This is a genomic window from Pseudomonas kairouanensis, from assembly GCF_004682055.1.
GTDB classification, from domain to species: Bacteria; Pseudomonadota; Gammaproteobacteria; order Pseudomonadales; family Pseudomonadaceae; genus Aquipseudomonas; species Aquipseudomonas kairouanensis.
Window position 1 is genome coordinate 17,376 of sequence record NZ_QUZU01000058.1, and the last position, 17,875, is coordinate 35,250.

Sequence of the window (17,875 nt, forward strand, 5' to 3'; positions counted from 1 at the left end):
TTAAAAGGCATAAGTCAGCCGGGTGTAGTAGTAACCGCCGGTAAAACCGAAGGGCGAATAAGTGCCGTAGCTACTGACCATGGTGCTGCTGGGCACGCCTTGTTTCTTGGGGTACACGTCAAACAGGTTCTTGGCGCCGATGGCGATGTTCAGGTCTTTGGTGAGGTTGTAGCCAAGGTCGAGGTCGGTGATCCATTTGGCGCTGTAGACCCGGTCGAGGCTGCGATCGGCCGACACGTTGACCTCCTTGTAGGAGCCGTAGCGGGTCAGGGCCAGGTTGAGGTTGAAGCGGTCGATGCTCCAGTCACCGCCCAGGATCAGCTTGGTGCTGGGCTGTACGCCGGTGATCAGGTTGCGCGCCTGGCGATCCATCAGGTCGTAGGCGGTGCCCAGGATCGTGGTGGATTCCTTGTAGTTGAGGATCCTGGTCTGGTTCCAGTTGAACGCGGCGGTCCATTTCAGCGAGCCGTATTGGCCCAGGTCCTGGCTGTAGTTGCTGACCAGGTCCAGGCCTTTGGTACGGGTGTCGGCTCCGTTGATAAAGTACTGCCCGCCCGACGTGGAGTTGATGCCGTTGCCTTGCAGTACCTGGGTGATTTCAGGGCCGAGCAAGGTGCCGGTGAGGGTGATGCGGTCGCGCAGGTTGATCACGTAGGCGTCGGCGGTGAAGCTCAGGCGATCGGTAGGCGTCAGGGTGAACCCGAGGCTGAAGTTGGTGGAGCGTTCAGGCTTGAGCTCCTGGGCGCCCAAGGCTTGGGCAGCGGCGGAACCCACCGGCAGCACGCCGTAGTTGATCGACTGGTACACCCCATCCACCACGCCATAGGTGGTGGAACGCGCACTGAACAGGCTGTTGGCCAGGGACGGCGCACGGAAACCGTTGCTCACCGTGGCGCGCACGGCAAATTGCGGGGTGAAGTCATACCGGGTCGTCAGCTTGCCGCTGCGGGTGGCACCCACGCCTTCGTTGTAGTGCTCGTAACGGAACGCGGTGCCGATATACCAGTCGGGCACGGGGTTAAAGCCCACATCGACGTAGCTGGCCAGGCTGTTGCGCGAGGCGGTGGCTTCTTCTTCCGGCGAGATGCCGTTGGTGACCTGGGCCCCGGACGATGCGCAATTGCCGGGGGCCACGCAGTAGCCGCCGTTGGCATAGGACGCGTAGTCACCGGACTGCACCTCATAGGTGTCGCGTCGGTGCTCGAAGCCATAACTCACATCCAATGGCTTTTGCAGGCCGATGTCGAAGCCGCGCTTGAAGTCGAGGTTGGTGGTCAGCTCGGTGGAAATCCAGGTGCCGGACGTGAAGTGATTGGGCGTGGCTTCGCCCAGGGACGGGTTCTGGTTATGGGTGGTGCCCTGCTCCGCGTCGTTGCGTCCGTATGTGGTGGACAGGTCCCAGGCCCACTCGCCCACCGTGCCCTTGCCACCGAATGCGGCCTGGAAGTCGTCCTCGTCGATAAACCAGGTGGGCGTATAGCCGCCGGGATAACCGTTGGGCCCGGTGGTGATGGTGTTGGTGATGGTCGGCAGGCGGAAGTTCTGGCCCTGCTCGGCCTTGCGCCGGGAATAGGTGGTGAAGGAATACAGGCTGAAATTGTCGTCGATGGGCAGTTCGGCGTTGTAGCCCAGGGTCAACAGGTTGGTCTTGGGCGTGCCATACCCGCCGTAGGTCGAGCGGCCGGCCTGTTCATAGGCCTGGGCATAGGTGTAGCCGTTGGCACTGGCCTTGTTGTCATCGTTTTGGCTGCGGGCATCAAGCGACAGCTGCACGATGCCGCCGTTGCCGATTTCGAAGCCTTTGTTGAGGCTTTGTTGCACGGTCTGCTTCTTGCCGTCATAGCCCTGCCCCACGTTGGTCACCGATGTGCCGCTGGTGTCGGCCTTGAGGATCACGTTGATCACCCCGGCGATGGCATCCGAGCCGTATTGGGCCGCAGCGCCGTCTCTTAATACTTCAACGTGGTCGATGGCGCTGATGGGGATCAGGTCCAGGTCGGCTGGTGCGGCACCGGTGTTGATCCCGTTGATGTTCAAGGTGGCACTGGTATGGCGGCGCTTGCCGTTGACCAGCACCAGCACCTCGGCCGCGCTCAGGCCCCGCAGGTTGGGGGCGCGGGCAATGCCGCTGGCGTCCCAGCCGGTTTTTTCCGGCAGGGTCAGCGACGGGATCACAGCGCTCAAGGCTTCCATCAGGCCGGGCTTGCCGGTGCTCTGCAATTGCTTGGCGCTGACCACATCGATGGGCACCGGGCTGCTGGTGACGGTGCGCTGCTCGGCGCCACGGTTACCGGTGACGACCACGGTAGAGAGGGTGCTGTCGTCCTGGGCCTGGGCGGTGTTGGCCAGGATTGCCAGTGCCAGTACGGCGGTGGGGGTTAACGCTTGCTTCATAGCCATTCCTGCTTATCCAAATCGCGAAGTCGGGCAGTCACGCGCACGGGCGCGGTGCTCGGGTTCAGGGGGGTGCTGCGGCGATTTGGGGCTAGGTGTAGCGCGAGCGCGGGGGGTGAATTGGCAACATACGTTGAATTCCCTTCCAACGATTCTGCGGCGGGCTTGATTACCCGGTTATGGGGGCAGAATCTGAATCACGATGGGTACCATCCTGGGTCAGGGGTAGGCTGTTGGGATCAAACATAACGGAATGGGTTTTGAAAATATAATGCTGTTTTGGTCTAAGCTAATATTCTTAGATTTCATTATTTTTTGATTTTGTTATTCATTTTAATAATGTCTTTTTGAGATTATCCGCAGTAGGGCATGGGCTTTGCGGATGACTCGAAATGCATAATTTCATCAGGATGACACCCGTCAACTTTTTGCAGACTTGCGCGCGTTTAAGAAAGTCGATTACGCACCCTTCGTATAGCTAATAAATACACACGTATAGACAATAGCTACACACAACCCTACGATCTGCCCAAGGAGGCGAAACCTGGAAAAACATCTCTTTCACGATGGGAATCAAACATGACTGCGACTACGCAAAAACCCAAACCCGTTCCAATCAACATGAGAGCGGATGAACGAAAGCGCAACCTGATCGATCTTGCGGCCGCCATGTCCGGGCGTGACCGAACCAGCTTCATCCTTGATGCTGCTTGCCAAAAAGCAGAAGAGGTCATCCTGGATAAGCGTTTGTTCTTTCTCGACGACGTTGCTTTTGACGCATTTGAACAGGCCATGGAAGCCAACCCGGTACGAGGTAATGAATGCCTGCATCAACTTCTCAACCGACCCAAACGGTGGAGCTGAGGGCCCCCGAAAAGCTGACCGACGAACATATCCTGGATCAATTCGACTCAGGTGAGCCGTCCATCAACCATTACTTGCAAAGGCAGGCGCGCAAAGCTCAAGCGGCCAAACAAGCAGTTGTTTATGTCGTCTGTCTCAAAGGCACTTCAATCGTGATGGGCTACTACACGCTGTCGAGTGGTTCCATCGCACGGGAAAGCGTCGGTCCGAAAAACCATCAACGCAATTCTCCGAGCGTGCACCCCGTGACACTGCTGGTGCGCATGGGGATCACTCAAGCAATACAGGGTCGCGGCTTTGCAATCGACCTGCTGCAAGATGCTATTGAACGGGCCATCAGCGCCTCGAACACCATTGGGTCCAGTGCCGTGATTGTTCATCCATTGAATGAGCGCCTTTCCAATTTCTATATCAAGTACGCGGGTTTTATCCCGTGCCCAGGGCTTTCGCCGATTACGCTGATGCTCGCGCTTCGTTAACGAGACAATCCGTTCTTTCGGAAAAGCTACCGTTCTACAGGGGATGGGCTGTGTGGCAGTCACCGAAAATACGGTGTGCCAGCCAGTGAATAAGTTGACTGACACACCGCATTCGCGAGCAAGCCCGCTCCCACATTTGAATGGTGATCGGCACACACTCACCGGTCGGCTCTAAGGCCGCCGCGCTCTTGCTTTTGATCTGGGGTCGCCCCGTCAACCATGTGTCCGGTCCGTACAGGTCCCTCCAAAAGTGACCCGCTGTAAGAGCGGAACCATAGGCAGCCGTTACCTAAATAACGGATATGTACACCAGCCAAAATACCGCCATCGGGGGCAAGCCCCCTCCCACACTCAAAGCGCGTTTCATCAGTTGGCTGGCCGCAAAAGCTGCATCTGCTGCCGGTAATCATCCGTCACCTGCCGCGCCTTACTCCCACTGGTAATCACCCGAGGCGTAATCAACACAATCAACTCCGTCCTATCCTTGGACTTGCTGGTATTGCCAAACAACCACCGCAACCCCGGGATCTTCCCCAGGTAGGGCACCGCGCTCACCGACTCCGCGTTGTCCTGCTTGATCAACCCCCCCAACAACACCGTCTGCCCACTCTGCACCGCCACTTGCGTCGACACCGAACGCGTGGAAATACGCGGGTTATTCTGCGTGTCACTGGCCGTCTGCGCCTCGGCATCGCTGACCTGCTGCTGGATATCCATGTACACCAAGCCCCCCGGATTGATGCGCGGCACCACATCCAGAATCACCCCGGTCTGCACGTATTCAACACTGCTCAGCGTGGTATCCGAGGTACCGGTATTCACCGTGGTCTGGCTGATGGGAATGTTGTCACCCACCTGGATCTGCGCCGGTTGGTTGTTCATCACCACCAGCGATGGCGCCGACAGCACTTGGGTGCGGCCGTTGGTTTCCAGGGCGTGCAGGGCCACTTGCAGATTGGAGCTGACGAAGGAATAGAACAACGAGTCCGCCGCCCCCAGCCCTGCCCCGCCACCGCCCAGCGCGCCTTGGCTGCCGGAGGTATTGGCCACTGTGGTGCTGGTGGAATTGCCCGCCAGACGCCCGAGGTACCACTGCACCCCTAGGTCCAGTTCGCCACTGAGCTTGACCTCAAGGATGCGGGTTTCGATCTGCACTTGCAGCGGCGGATTATCGAGGCGCTTGATCGCCGATTCGATTTCCTTCCACTGCACCGGGCGGGTGCGCACCAGCAGTTGATTACTGCTTTTCTGCGCCGTGATGCGGGTACCGGCGTCGAGGCTTTTGGTGGGTGCATCGTCGGAAGTGCCCTGCTCGGTATTGTCCTGCTCGGCTTCGGGTGCCTCCTCGTCATCCGCACCGGGCTGGCTGTTATTGAGGTTGTTGCTCAAGCCACCGGGCATGCTGCCGGACGTGCTGTTGGTGCCCGGCGATGAGAGCGTTGCCGTGCGCAGGCCCGGCGCAACCTTGGCCGGGGCGTCGTCCTTGATCGCGCCGGTGCCGTAGATTTGCCGCAGGTACTTGGCCAGGTCGGTGGCCTTCATGTTGCGCACGTCGTACACGTACATCTGCGGCTCGTTGCCGCCGCCTTCGTCGATGGTGTGGATCCAGTCGCCGACTTCACTCAGGTACTGCGGCTGCGAAGAGATCGCCACCACCGAGTTGGTGCGCTCGATCGGCAGGAACCGCACCATGCCCGCCAGGGGCATGCCGCTGTCGGGGCCGAACATTTTTTGCAGCTCGGGCATCAGCTCGGCCACCGAGGCGCGTTGCAGGCCGAACACACCCACTGACATGCCCTTGAGCCAATCCACATCAAAGGTGTCGATGGTGTCCTGGTAATTGGCCAACTCTTCCGGGGTGCCGGCCAGGCTCAAAACGTTGCGGGCCGGGTCCACCAGCAAAAAGGCATTTTCCCTGGCAAACGGCTTGAGCAGTTTTTGCATCTCGGTGGCCGAGATGTAGCGCAGCGAAAACAGCCGTGCCGACAGGCCGCTGGACGGCTGGGCGACACGCATCTGCGGCACCAGCTTGCCGGCCACGGCCTGGTTGGCGGGCAGGATCACGTAGCGGTTGCCCTGCTTGATCATCGCGTTGTCGGTCCAGGACAACAGGGTTTCCAGGATCGACAGCGCCTGCTGCTTGTCCACTGGCTTGGAGGTGGAGAAGCTGACATTGCCCTTCACGCCCTGGGCGATGCTGTAGTTCTCGTGCAACAGATCCCCCATCACGCTGTTGATCACCGCTTCGATCGGCTGGTCGGCAAAGTTGAACACGATATCGCCACCGCCCTGCTCGCCCGCCGGGGCTGCTGTGGGCGGGCGCACGAATTGCTGGTTGCCGCGGATCAGTTGACGTTGGGCAGGCGTCTTGGCCTGGGGCTGTGGCGGCAGCTCGCTGGCCGGTTCGACGGGCGGACGCTGCGAGCCGGTGCCTTGCATGGCCTCGTGCATCAGCACGTCGTCCGGGTCGAGGTGGTCGGGCAGTGAGCCACAGCCGCCGAGAGAAACGGCGGTGGCCAGGCAAAACACGGTGGTGCGCAAGGCGCCGGGGACTGTATCGATCAAGGGGTGGGCTCGTGAGGAAGGGTAATGGGCGGTGTAGTGGACGGCGGCGGCAAGCGCAGGGTCTTGAGGCTCAACGTTTGGGTGCGGCCATCCAGGGCAAAACGGGCATCGCGGGGGGTGAGGTGTTCCAGGCGCCAGCCATTGGGCAGGGCCTGGCCCTGGTGGATTTTGAGCGCAGGACCGTCGGCCGGTTTGAGCAGTGCCACGCGCAACTCCCCATCCAGCACCACACCGGTCAATACCAGGCTCGACAAGCTCGACGCCTGGGCCTGGCCCACTGCGTGATCAGGGCTGCGGTCGGGGCTGAACAACGGCGCTTGCCAGGTACCCGCCAGGCTTTCCAGGCTGGCCTGCGGCGCACTCAGGACCTTGGCCGACGCGTGGACGGAGGCCGAGGGGTCAGGCGCAGGCAGCCACTGCGGCGCATCGCCGACGCTGCTCAGGATCACCACCATCAGCCCGCCCAACAGGCCGGCCAAGCCCAGCAACCCCCACTCGATGGGGCGCAATGCAGGGATCATCGGCTCACCTGCCTGGCATCGGCCGGTTGCAGGTAACCGCGCACCAACAGGTGCACCACCAGTTTTCCGGCCCCCCCGCTGGCGGGGGCATCCGGGCGGCGGCGGATGCTCATTTCGTCCACGAACAGGAACGGCCGCTGATACTCCAGCGCCTGCAGAATCGCGGTCAACGGCTCGATGGCGCAGTCCAGGGTCAGGCTGACCTTGACCTGGCGATAGGGCTCGCTGTCATCCTGCTCGGGGGTGATGGGCATGCGCTGGGTCAGCTTGCAGCCGCCGCCGAGGTTGGCCTGGCTGCTGATCAGGTCGGCGGTGCGCTGCATCAAATCAGCGGCCACGGCGCTGGGGTCATCGCCGGGCAACAGGCTGGTGCTGCTGGCCGGATCCTGGCGCGCCTGCTCCAGTTGTTCGCGCAGTGAGGCGCCCTGCTGCAACAGGCCGGCGTAGCGCTGTTGTTGCTCGCGCAAATGGTCGGCCTGTTCGCCCATGGCGCGCAGGGGGCCGGCGAACCAGCTGTCGATCAACAGCCAATAGGCCGCGCCCAGCACCAGGGCCAGCAATAGCAGCGCGGCGCCGCGACGTTCACGGGGTGTCAGTGGTCGGCGCATCGGCGGCCTCCTGATGCAAGTGGGCACGCAGGGAAAACTGGTCTTTGCCGGTTTGCGCGTCGGGCTGGATCACCCCTTCGAACTGGGCATTTTCCAGGCTGCGGCACGCCTTGATCCGGGTGATCAAGGCACTGGCCTTGGCGCTTTGTCCAGAGAACGACACCTCGGCGCCGTCGGTGATTTCCAACTGGTCGATCCAGGTGTCGGCAGGCAAACAGGTGGTGAGTTCATTGAGTAGCGCGGCCAAGGGTGGCTGGGCGGATTTTCGGCGAATCAAGTACTGCGCCGCCCCCCGTGTGTTGAGCAGTTGCTGGCGCAGGCGCTGCACCTGGGCCACCTCGGCTTTTTGCTGCTGGACACTGGCGTGCATGGCGTCGAGTACCCGCTGGCGGTCGTTGAGCCACAGCACCATCGCCGCCATCAACAAGGCCCCGCACAACCACGGCAGGCTGCGTTGCAGGCCTTGGCCGACGGCGCGCTGACGCGGTCGCAACGGCGTGGGCAGCAGGTCGACGCCCAGGCCTTGCACATCCACTTGATGGGGGCGCAGGCCCAGTTCGGCGCAGTCCAGCAGGATCTGGTCGAGGCGCTCGCGCAGGATCGCGACCAGGGTCACCTTAAGGTGACTGGGCGTACGCCGGTCCTGGCGGGCAACGAAGTACAACTGGTCAGCGTCGAAAGGCGTGAAGCGGTCAAGTTCATAACCGACCACCGCCGTCAGGTTGCGCCCGGCGGCCAGAGGCAGTTGCAGGCTTTGCACCAGCACCGCCGAGGGCGCGAGCACCAGCACCTGGCGCACGTTGTCGGGCACGGGCTGCACCGGCGCGGTCAATGGCCAGGGATAAAACTGCTCGGGCTGTTCCTGGGCGCGCAACCACACCGGCAAGCAACCGCGCAGTTCCTTGAGCCACAGGTGCCAGCCCTGCTGCAGCCGGCTGCCACGCCAGCGCTCGGCCCAGGGTTCAAGCTGCGCCAGGGGTTTGGATAACAATCGATTCATTCTTGCCAACGCAACACCCGATAAGGCTGTGCGCTTCCCTCCGCTGGGCTCAATAAAACAGTGACGTGCAACCGCGCGTGGTAGCCGCCGGGGCGCTCGGCGCGGCTGCTGATCACCAGCACCTCGCCAGGGTCAGCGCCCACCGCGCTCTGTTGCGGCAGGTTCAAGGCCTTGCGCAGCAGTGCGGTGGCGAATGCCGGATCGGGGCGATCCAGGCCGCTCCACAAGGTGATCTGCGGCACCAGCCGGCGATACAGCGCCTGGGTCATGCCCGGCAGCTGACGTAATTCTTCCACTACCCGAAACGGCGCGAGGCCCTGGTTGCGTCGGGTGTCCAGGTCTTTGGCCAGGCGGTTGGCCTGGGCCTGGGTAGCACCGCAGGCCAGGGCCACGCGGGCAAAGTCGGCGGGCTCGGCACTGTTTAAATACAGCTTGCCGCGTTCGCTGCGCAGGCTGACCTGCAACTGCGCGTCGTCAAACGCCAAGGCGACTTCACGCCCATCGGCGACCCAGCGCTTGCGTTGCGCTGGATCGGCCAGGGCCTGCATGACCAACGCCACCCCCGCCTCGGCCGCCAATGCCGCCTGGGTATGCTGGCGATGCCATGCCGCCTGACGCGTCTGCAACTGCACCCAACCGGCCAACCCGCCCAGCAACAGGCTGAGCAACGCCAGCACCCACAGCACCAGCAATAAGGCCACGCCGCGTTGATGCTTCATTGGTCCGAGGCTCCGCCAGACAGGTTCAGGCGCAAGGCAATCACCTGGCTGACCCACGGCACCGGCCCGCGCACCGTGGCGTCGATACGCACGGCGTTGGGCAGGCGCTTGGTCCACGGCCACTCGCTGATCCAGCCAGTGGCCTGGCCCTTGGGCGACACGCCGCGATAGCTCAGTTGCAACGCCTCGACATTGCTCAACAGCACCTGAGGCTCACTGCGCGAAGCCGGCACGCTGACGTGGGCGGCGGATTCAAACTGGGCGAACGCCACCTGCAAGTCGCTGCCCACCCGTTGCAGGGTGAAGCGCTGAATCCCTCCCCCCAGCACCCCAGGTAACGTGGCAACAAATTGCAGACGCTGCGCCGCCCCCACAAAAAAGCCTGGGGTCTGGCTGTCGTCTTCGGTCACATCCAGCGGTAGCGCTTCGCTGATGGCGGTGCGCAAGAACTGCTGGGCGGCGCGCATTTCATCCAGGCTGGTGGTGTAGCGCTGGGCCTTGAGCACGGCACGGTTGGCCCCCAGCAGCGCGCCGCCGACCAACGTCAGCAGCACGCCAAGCAGGCTCAGCACGATCATGATTTCGAGCAGGGTGAAGCCGTGTTGGCGCTGATTCACAAAGGTGTCCCGTCGCTGACGGCGCGCACTTTAAGCGTGCTGAAATGCGCGTGGCGCGGCCCTTCGCTCACGGTCAAATCCAGGCGAAACAAGCGCGGCTGACCGATACGGGTCGGCTGCTGGGCGATGGTCAGTCGCCAATCAATACCGTCCAGATCGCCTTGGCGTACACCGCTGGCCAACCGTCCGGCAGTCTCCTGATCCAGCACACTGAGGGCCGCGTGGGTCAGGCGATCACTGTGATTGACCTGCATCAGCGAGCGCGCGCTCTGGCCAAAGGCGACCAGCAATACCGTGCTGCAAATCGCCATCAGCATCAGCGCGGCCAGCATCTCCAGCAAGGTGAACCCCTTCTGGCGCGTCATGGCAGGGCCTTGGATTGCACGCTGCCCGTGAGCCAGCCGACATCGATGCGCCAACGGCGTGTGCCATTGGCCAATAACAGGTTGCCGCCGGTGGAGCTGCCATCGGGGTAGAAGGCTATGGCCGAACCCGCTTGCTCGGCGGTGTGCAGGGTGACCTGCAAATCGGCTGGCCAATGCTTGAGCGGACGCTCCGGGGCCTGGAAGCTCAGGGCTTGCAAGTCGAACAGGGTCTTGGCGGTTTGCCCGCTGACAATCGCCCGCGCCCGCGTGCTGCGCAGGGCCTCCACCATCTGCCCGACCACCTGGCGCTCCCTCGCGGCCTTGAGCCCTTGTTGCAGGCCAAACCCCACCAGGCCGGCAGCGATGCTGATCAAGACAATCACCACCAGCATCTCCAGCAAGGTAAAGCCGCGTTGAGGCGTGAGCATTATTCCCAGTTGCCCAGGTCGGCGCTGTAGCCTTCGCCGCCAGGCTGGCCGTCCTGGCCGTAGAAGGTCAGGTCGAACGCGCCGTGCTCGCCGGGGAAGCGATAGCCGAAGGCATGGCCGAACGGGTCCTTGAGGTCTGAAGGCTTGGCGTACGGTCCGGCCCAGCCGGCGGCGTTGGCGGGTTTGTCCACCAGCTGTTGCAGGGTCTTGGGCGGCGACCCCACATCCAGGCCGTAGCTTTCGATCTTCATCGACAGGCTGGCCAGTTGCGCCTTGCCGGCGCCGTACTTGCCCTTGTCGACGTTGCCGCCGACCTGGCGCACCACAATGGTGGCGACGATGCCCAGCAGCACAATCACGGCGAGCATTTCCAACAGGGTGAAACCGCCTTGGCGGCGTGCAGGTTTGGAGCGCATGGGGGTCAGTCCTCGGGGGTTCATATATTGCTGGTCAGGCTCATCAGCGGCAGCATGATCGCCAGCATGATCACCGCCACCAGCACCGCCATGACCACGGTCAGCGAAGGCACCAGGGCGGCGAGCAGGCGGTCGATGCCGCGCTTGGCCTCAACGTCGAACACATCGGCGACCTTGAGCAGCATGCTGTCGAGTTCGCCGGCCTGTTCGCCGACTTCAATCATTTGCAGGGCCAGGTCCGGCAGCAGCGGCTGGCTGCCAAAGGCACTGGCCAGAGTGCCGCCGCCCTTCACCGATTCGGCGGCCTGAGCCACCTGGGCTTGCAAGGCGCGGTTGGTGCACACCTGACGGGCGATCACCAAGGCTTGCAGCAGGGCCACGCCATTGCTGAGCAAGGTGCCGAGGGTGCGCGCCAGGCGGGCAGCTTCGACCCGTTGCAACAAAGGGCCGATGATGCGGATGCCGAGTACACGGCGGTCATAGCGTTCACGCCGTTGGGGGTTGCGCAGGCGGGCGGCCAGGGTCCACGCCGATACGATCAGCCCGGCCAGCACTGCCAGGCCGTAGGCGCCCAGGAACTGGCCAAGGCCGAGGATCACTTCGGTGATCAGCGGGATCGGCACGCCCAGATCCTTGAAGATCGGCACAAACTGCGGCACCACATAGGCCAGCAGCAACGCCAGCGAACCCAGCACGCCCACCACCAGAAAGGCCGGGTAGATCAGCGCGTTGATCACCTCGCCCCTTAACAACTGGCTGCGTTCCAGGTAGTCACTCAGTTGGCGCAGGGTGTTTTCCAGCGCGCCGCCCGCCTCACCGGCGCGCACCATGCTCAAGTACAGCGGCGAGAACTGGCTGCCCTCTTCTTCCAGGGCTTTGGATAAGGGTTTACCGGCTTTGACGTGTTCACGAACCCGCTCGATCAGTGCGCGGGTCTGCGGTTGGCCCGGTTGTTTGAGCAGAATGCCTAGCGAGCGCTCCAACGGCTGGCCCGCCCCCAGTAACGTTGCCAGTTGCTGGGTGAAACTCACCAGCGCCGCGCCATTCAATTGGCCGCGCCCCAAGGCATGGCGCAGGCCCTGGCTACCGGCGGGGTCGATCTGCAACAGCAGCAGGCCGCGCTTGTGCAGGGTGGCCACGGCGGCGGCCTGGTCTTTGGCCTCCAGGGTGCCGTGTTGCGGCGCGCCCTGGCTGTCCAGCGCGCGGTATTTGAACAGGCTCATGTGCCTTCGCCCCTTGTCACGCGCAGCACTTCTTCCAGCGAGGTCACGCCGGCCACGGCCTGGCGCAGGCCTTCTTCGTGCAGGGTACGCAGGCCGCCACGGCGGGCGGCTTGTTCGAGGGTGGCGGCGTCGGCCTGACGCATCAGCAGGCTGCGCAGTTCGTCGTTCATCACCAGCAATTCGGTGATTGCACTGCGGCCGCGATACCCGCCGCCCGGTGCATCGGCGCGTGGGCGATACAGACGGATGGGACGCTCATCGGTGAAGCGATCAAGGCCATGTTCGGCAATCAGTTCGGGCGGCGCTTCAAAGGCTTCGCGGGTGGCCGGGTCGAGGCGTCGCACCAGGCGCTGGGCGAGGATGCCGTTGACCGTCGAGGCGATCAGGTAGCTTTCCACCCCCATGTCCAACAGCCGCGTGATACTCGCCGCAGCGCTGTTGGTGTGCAGCGTCGACAGCACCAGGTGGCCGGTCAACGATGACTGGATGGCGATGCGGCAGGTCTCCAGGTCACGGATTTCACCGATCATGATCACGTCCGGGTCCTGGCGCACGATGGAGCGCAACGCGCCGGCAAAGTCCAGGCCAATGGCGGGCTTGACCTGGATCTGGTTGATGCCTTCGAGTTGGTATTCCACCGGGTCTTCCACGGTGATGATCTTGCGCTCAGCGGTGTTGAGCCGCGACAACGCGGTGTACAGCGTGGTGGTCTTGCCCGAGCCGGTCGGCCCGGTAACCAGCAGGATGCCGTGGGGCCGTTCCAGCACTTCAAGGAAGGTTGCCAGGCGCTCGCCGTCAAAGCCCAGGCTCTGGAAATCGAAGCTGACGGTCTGGCGGTCGAGCAAACGCATCACCACCGACTCGCCGAAGCTGGTGGGTACCGTGGACACCCGCAGGTCCAGCTCCTTGCCCTGGATACGCAGCATGATGCGCCCGTCCTGGGGCAAGCGACGCTCGGCAATGTCCAGGCGCGCCATGATCTTCACTCGCGAAATCACTGCCGCCGAAGAACTGGACGGCGGCGCCTCGGCCTCATGCAGCACACCGTCGATGCGGTAACGCACCTTGAGCTGGCTTTCGAAGGGTTCGATATGGATATCCGAGGCGCGATGCTCCACGGCGCGTTGCAGGATCAGGTTCACCAAGCGAATCACCGGCGCCTCGGAGGCCATGTCCTTGAGGTGTTCGATGTCTTCCAGGGCGCCGCCCTGCTCATCGAGGTTTTCGATCAGCGTGCCCATGGCCGAACGCCCCTGCCCGTAGTAGCGCTCGATCAAGGTGTCGACTTCATTGCGCGGGCCAATGGCGAGCCACACCGGCACGCCACAGGCGTAGGCCACAGCCTCGAATGGATACAGCTGCGACGGGTTGGCGGCCAGCACCCGCAGGCCGCCGTGGCTCCAGCCCAGAGGCACCACTTGGTAGTGACGCATGAAGCGTTCGGTCAGGGCGGGTAATGGGTCCAGCAGCGGTGGTGCGGCGTCGGCCAGCATCAGCGGTGCGCCTAGCAACGCGGCCCAGGCCCGGGCCAGTTCGACTTCGGAGACCAGCCCCAGGCGGGTCAGCAGGCCGAGCAATTCGGTGTCGTCGGACTCCTGGGACAAGCGCCGGGCGCGTTCCAGGTCGACGGTTTTCAAGCCGGCGTTGTGCATCAGCCAGGCGCACACCTGTTCGGTGTCCGGGATGTGCAGTTGGCAGGCGTCGAGGGTGGCTGAGGGGCTTGGCATGAGCAGCTATCTGAAGGGCAGTGAAAGACCGTTGTGGGAGCGGCGGTGCGACGATTCGACTTGCTCGCTCCCACAGGGGGTTGTGCTGGCCGTTAGTTCGAGGCCTTGCTCTCTTTCAATGGCCGGCCACCCTTGGTGGTCTCAGCCTTCTGCTTTTTCACCGCCTTGGCATCGTGGGCCTGGGTGATCACGGTGGAATCGGCAGCGCCGGATTTGGCGTCCGCGTCAGTGGATTCGGCCGCCATTGCCACGCCACTCAATGCAACACCCAGCACAACACCCGCACTCAGCAAGGAAATCTTCATCAACTTTCTCCAGATCAAAAACAGCAGACAGCTCAAGTAGCGCCTTGAATGGGATCAAGACCCTACACCAAAGCTTTGTGTATGACAGCACGTATTAAACATGGCCTTTTAGAACTACCGAGCAAAGCCACTAGTTCGCCATACCGCCATGAAATTCGCTAAACCAATCGACTGGTAGGTTTAAGCTTAGTTCAAAACAGTAAGGAAATATTTCTTATTTAACGCAAAAATTAGCTTTTGTTTGACTTACCTACGCAAGAATTGCCTTAATTATCGGGCTTTTGCGATTCAAAACGCCATCGCGTGATATCGCAAAGACATCATTTATAACAACAAGCAATACAATTTTTTAAACTTAAAAAGTCGCGCAATCCGCCAAGTAATTGCAATTAGCCATCGGTTAAATATTGCGATCAAGGCCAACTATTGCCCGCAAAAAAGTGACGAACGCGCACTTATTGGCGCGCCATGTTTAATACACAGTTGTTGGAGAGACCCATGAGTAAACGCAAGATGATCGGTGCACAGTCGGCTTTGGCCTTGCTGGCACTGGCCGTGTCCCACGCCCACGCAGCGACCAGCCCGGCCCTGGACGAAGGCATGGTGAGCCGCGCAGAAAAGGCCGCCGACAAGACCCTGGCGAAGATGACCCAGGAAGAAAAACTGGCCTATATCGGCGGCATCGGTGGCTGGGATGTGAAGCCCCTGAGCCAGTACGGCATCCCGCAGATCCATGGGGCCGATGGCGGCGTGGGCGTGCGTTACACCAGTGAAGGCAACGACCAGGGCGTGGTGTATCCGTCCGGCCCGAACGTGGCGGCCAGCTGGAACCCGCGCCGCGCCATCGACGTCGGTCGCGCCCTGGGCTACGACACCGCCAGCGGCGGTTATCAGTTCGTCACCGGCCCTGGCGTGAACCTATACCGCATGCCCTACAGCGGGCGGGCTTTCGAGTATTTGTCCGGTGAAGACCCGTTCCTCGGCGCCAGCCTGGGCCCGGCGTTGATCAACGGCATCCAGTCCCGTGGGGTATGGGCCAACGCCAAGCACTACGCGGCCAACGACCAGGAAAGCAACCGCTTCCACCTCGACGAAATCATCAGCGAGCGGGTGCTACGCGAAATGACCCTGCCGCCGTTCGAGTCCGCCTCCAAGAACAGCAAGGTGGCGATGATGATGTGCGCCTTCCAGAAGGTGAACGGCGAATTTGCCTGCGAGAATTCGCACCTGATCCACGACATCCTCAAGACCGAATGGGGCTACCCAGGCTTTGTGCAGAGCGACTACAACGCCGTGGTCAACGGTTTGCCCGCCGCCCAGGCCGGCACCGACCTGGACATGATGGGCTACCAGATGAACAGCACGGTGCTCAAGCCGTTCCTGGACAGCGGCGAGCTCAAAGGCGCGACCCTGGATGACAAGGTGCGCCGCATCCTCAAGCAGATCTACCTGTACAAATTCGACAGCAAGGCGCCGCTGACCAACCACAACATGAACAGCGCCACCAGCAACCGCGTGGCCCTCAATGCCGCGCGCGAAGGCATCGTGCTGCTGAAAAACCAAGGCAGCCTGCTGCCCCTGGATGCCAAGAAAGCCAAGCGCATCGCCGTGGTCGGCAACCTGGCCAAGTACGCCCCGCCCACCGGCTTTGGCAGCGCCAATGTGATGGCGGCCAACTACATCAGCGAGTTGAGCGGCCTGCAGCAACTGGCACCGGGTGCCAAGGTCGAGTTTATCGACGCACTTTCCCTGGACCCGAGCGCCTCGACCTGGACCCACACCGACAGCGCCGGCAACAGCGCCAAGGGCTTGAAGACCGAGTTCTTCAGCAATGCCAACTGGTCCGGTGATGCCGCCGCCAGCCGTACCGACACCCATGTCAACCTGGACTGGTCCACCGACAGCCTGCCGGTCAACGGCGACACGGCCGCGACCTCGATCCGCTACAGCGGCCAGGTCACCCCGACGGTGAGCGGCGAACAGGTGTTCAAAATCCGCGCCGACGGTGCCGTGCGACTCTACGTCGACGGCAAGAAAATCCTCGACAACGGTGACGGCAATCCGCTGCCGAACAACAGCATCCCACCGACCATCCCGGTATTTGCCAAGGTCAATCTGCAGGCTGGCAAAGCCGTGGATATCAAGCTGGAATATTCACGCCGCAACGGTTACCTCTCGACCATGGGCGGCCTGGTGGGCGTGCAGATGAGCTGGGCTTCGCTGGTGGCGCCCAAGGATCTGGCGCAGTACGACGCGGTGCTGGTGGCGGCCGGTAACAGCAATGAATACGAGGGCGAAGGCTTCGACCACAGCTTCGATCTGCCGGAGTTCCAGGGCCAGTTGATCCAGAGCATCGCCAAGGTCAACCCGCACACCGTGGTCACCCTGCACGGCGGCACCGGCTTGAAGATGAGCGACTGGATCGACCAGGTACCGGCGGCGCTGCATGCCTTCTACCCTGGGCAGAATGGTGGGCAGGCGCTGGCGGAGATCTTGCTGGGCAAGGTCAACCCGTCGGCCAAGTTGCCGATCAGCATCGAGCGCAATATCGAAGACAACCCGATCTATGCGACCTTCCCCAAGTTCGACAACCAGGAAACCCTGGCGCAGATGAGCTACAAGGACGACCTGTTCCTGGGCTATCGCGGGTATGAGAAGAAGGGCATCAAGCCGCTGTATCCGTTCGGGTATGGCCTGTCGTACACCACCTTTGGCTACAGCAACATCAGCGTGACCCCTGGGGTGGCGGTGGCGGGTGCGCCGATCAAGGTGTCGTTCGACCTGGCCAACACCGGCAAGGTGGCCGGTGCCGAAGTGGCCGAGTTGTATGTGGGCCAGAACCATCCGAAAGTGGAACGGGCGCTCAAGGAACTCAAGGGTTACAAGAAGGTGTTCTTGAAGCCGGGTGAGAGCAAGCGTGTGACCATTGAACTCAACGACCGCTCGTTGGCTTACTACGATGTGAAGAGTAAGCAATGGGTGGTGGATGCTGACAGTTTCAATCTGTCGGTGGGAGCTTCGTCTCAGGATATTCGTCTGAATGCCAAGTTGGTTAACCCGTTCCTTCAGGAACTGTCGACTACCACCAGTAATCCGCTGCCGCGTTCGGCGTTGAATTCGACGTTGCGGGAGTTGCCGCAGGTGACCACGGGTGGGGTGCTGCATCAGAACGAAGGTGATAGCGGCACCAGCGCCGGTGATGGCTATGACATGAGTGATGACAGTGCTCAGGGGAGTGCTTCCGGGAACTAATCGGTTAGGCGATGGTGCTTTTCTGGTGGGAGGTGGCTTGCCTGCGATAGCGGTGTGTCGGTGGGCATATCCGTTATTTGGGTAACGGCCGCCTAGGGTTCCGCCCTTACGGCGGCTCACTTTGGAAAAGCCCCAAAGTAAGCAAAGGGCTCTTGCCCCACCACTCGGCACCTCGCCTAGGCTCGGTGTGCCCTCTCTCCGGCTTGAATCCGTGGGCCGCCGCCACGCGCCATCCATGGCGCGGGGCGGCTAACCCGGCGTCCTGCCGGGTTACCCACGGATTCAAGCCTGCGTTCGGCCAGCGTGGTTTAACGGGGCGCCTAAGATCAAGATCAAAAGCCAGAGCCAGAGCCAGTGCAAACCACTATCTAACTGATGTATGGAGATACAAA

At 62.1% G+C, this 17,875-nt stretch carries 16 protein-coding genes; 3 read left to right on the forward strand and 13 right to left on the reverse strand.

The annotated features are described in order from the left end of the window. Positions 1–2,394: a TonB-dependent receptor plug domain-containing protein gene (locus tag DYL59_RS28415; protein WP_135292123.1), complete on the reverse strand. Its 2,394-nt coding sequence runs from the start codon at positions 2,392–2,394 to the stop codon at positions 1–3. 579 nt (positions 2,395–2,973) lie between these two features. Between DYL59_RS28415 and DYL59_RS28420 the strand changes: the two genes are divergently transcribed. Together DYL59_RS28420 and DYL59_RS28425 are read left to right on the forward strand one after the other, a co-directional pair. Next, the gene (locus DYL59_RS28420) at positions 2,974–3,258 is read left to right on the forward strand and encodes a type II toxin-antitoxin system TacA family antitoxin (protein ID WP_135292124.1); all 285 of its coding nucleotides are present in this window, start codon (positions 2,974–2,976) and stop codon (positions 3,256–3,258) included. Further along, on the forward strand, positions 3,216–3,737 hold the full coding sequence (locus tag DYL59_RS28425; RefSeq protein ID WP_135292125.1) for a hypothetical protein: 522 nt from the start codon (positions 3,216–3,218) through the stop codon (positions 3,735–3,737). The genes DYL59_RS28420 and DYL59_RS28425 overlap by 43 nt, the downstream gene beginning before the upstream one ends. A gap of 366 nt (positions 3,738–4,103) precedes the next feature. On the opposite strand, the gene gspD is transcribed toward DYL59_RS28425, so the two are convergent. The 12 genes from gspD to DYL59_RS28485 form a co-directional block, all read right to left on the reverse strand. Then, positions 4,104–6,302 carry a type II secretion system secretin GspD gene (gspD, locus tag DYL59_RS28430; RefSeq protein ID WP_135292126.1) on the reverse strand — a complete coding sequence of 733 codons (2,199 nt, stop codon included), beginning with the start codon at positions 6,300–6,302 and terminating at the stop codon, positions 4,104–4,106. Then, entirely contained in the window at positions 6,299–6,823 is a 525-nt protein-coding gene (locus tag DYL59_RS28435; protein WP_135292127.1) for a general secretion pathway protein GspN, read from the reverse strand. Before DYL59_RS28435 ends, gspD begins: the two co-directional genes overlap by 4 nt. After that, positions 6,820–7,431, reverse strand: coding sequence for a type II secretion system protein GspM (gene gspM, locus DYL59_RS28440; RefSeq protein WP_135292128.1), 612 nt, complete (start codon positions 7,429–7,431; stop codon positions 6,820–6,822). The genes DYL59_RS28435 and gspM overlap by 4 nt, the downstream gene beginning before the upstream one ends. Beyond that, positions 7,406–8,431 (reverse strand): PilN domain-containing protein, encoded by a 1,026-nt coding sequence (locus DYL59_RS28445; RefSeq protein ID WP_135292129.1) that lies wholly within the window; start codon positions 8,429–8,431, stop codon positions 7,406–7,408. The genes gspM and DYL59_RS28445 overlap by 26 nt, the downstream gene beginning before the upstream one ends. Beyond that, positions 8,428–9,150: a type II secretion system protein GspK gene (locus tag DYL59_RS28450; protein ID WP_135292130.1), complete on the reverse strand. Its 723-nt coding sequence runs from the start codon at positions 9,148–9,150 to the stop codon at positions 8,428–8,430. The genes DYL59_RS28445 and DYL59_RS28450 overlap by 4 nt, the downstream gene beginning before the upstream one ends. Next, positions 9,147–9,767, reverse strand: coding sequence for a prepilin-type N-terminal cleavage/methylation domain-containing protein (locus DYL59_RS28455; RefSeq protein WP_135292131.1), 621 nt, complete (start codon positions 9,765–9,767; stop codon positions 9,147–9,149). Before DYL59_RS28455 ends, DYL59_RS28450 begins: the two co-directional genes overlap by 4 nt. After that, the gene (locus tag DYL59_RS28460; protein ID WP_135292132.1) at positions 9,764–10,132 is read right to left on the reverse strand and encodes a prepilin-type N-terminal cleavage/methylation domain-containing protein; all 369 of its coding nucleotides are present in this window, start codon (positions 10,130–10,132) and stop codon (positions 9,764–9,766) included. The genes DYL59_RS28455 and DYL59_RS28460 overlap by 4 nt, the downstream gene beginning before the upstream one ends. Next, entirely contained in the window at positions 10,129–10,560 is a 432-nt protein-coding gene (locus DYL59_RS28465) for a GspH/FimT family pseudopilin (RefSeq protein WP_135292133.1), read from the reverse strand. Before DYL59_RS28465 ends, DYL59_RS28460 begins: the two co-directional genes overlap by 4 nt. Continuing rightward, the gene (gene gspG, locus DYL59_RS28470; RefSeq protein WP_135292134.1) at positions 10,560–10,976 is read right to left on the reverse strand and encodes a type II secretion system major pseudopilin GspG; all 417 of its coding nucleotides are present in this window, start codon (positions 10,974–10,976) and stop codon (positions 10,560–10,562) included. The genes DYL59_RS28465 and gspG overlap by 1 nt, the downstream gene beginning before the upstream one ends. A 20-nt stretch (positions 10,977–10,996) precedes the next feature. Next, positions 10,997–12,199 (reverse strand): type II secretion system inner membrane protein GspF, encoded by a 1,203-nt coding sequence (gspF, locus tag DYL59_RS28475; RefSeq protein WP_135292135.1) that lies wholly within the window; start codon positions 12,197–12,199, stop codon positions 10,997–10,999. Next, a complete protein-coding gene (gspE, locus tag DYL59_RS28480) occupies positions 12,196–13,926 on the reverse strand; it encodes a type II secretion system ATPase GspE (protein ID WP_135292136.1) in 1,731 nt (576 codons plus the stop codon). The genes gspF and gspE overlap by 4 nt, the downstream gene beginning before the upstream one ends. A gap of 92 nt (positions 13,927–14,018) precedes the next feature. Then, positions 14,019–14,231 carry a hypothetical protein gene (locus DYL59_RS28485; RefSeq protein ID WP_135292137.1) on the reverse strand — a complete coding sequence of 71 codons (213 nt, stop codon included), beginning with the start codon at positions 14,229–14,231 and terminating at the stop codon, positions 14,019–14,021. A 498-nt stretch (positions 14,232–14,729) separates the two neighbouring features. Here DYL59_RS28485 and DYL59_RS28490 point away from each other — a divergent pair, with 498 nt between their 5' ends. Then, positions 14,730–17,483, forward strand: coding sequence for a beta-glucosidase (locus DYL59_RS28490; protein WP_135292138.1), 2,754 nt, complete (start codon positions 14,730–14,732; stop codon positions 17,481–17,483). The last annotated feature ends 392 nt before the right edge of the window (positions 17,484–17,875 follow it).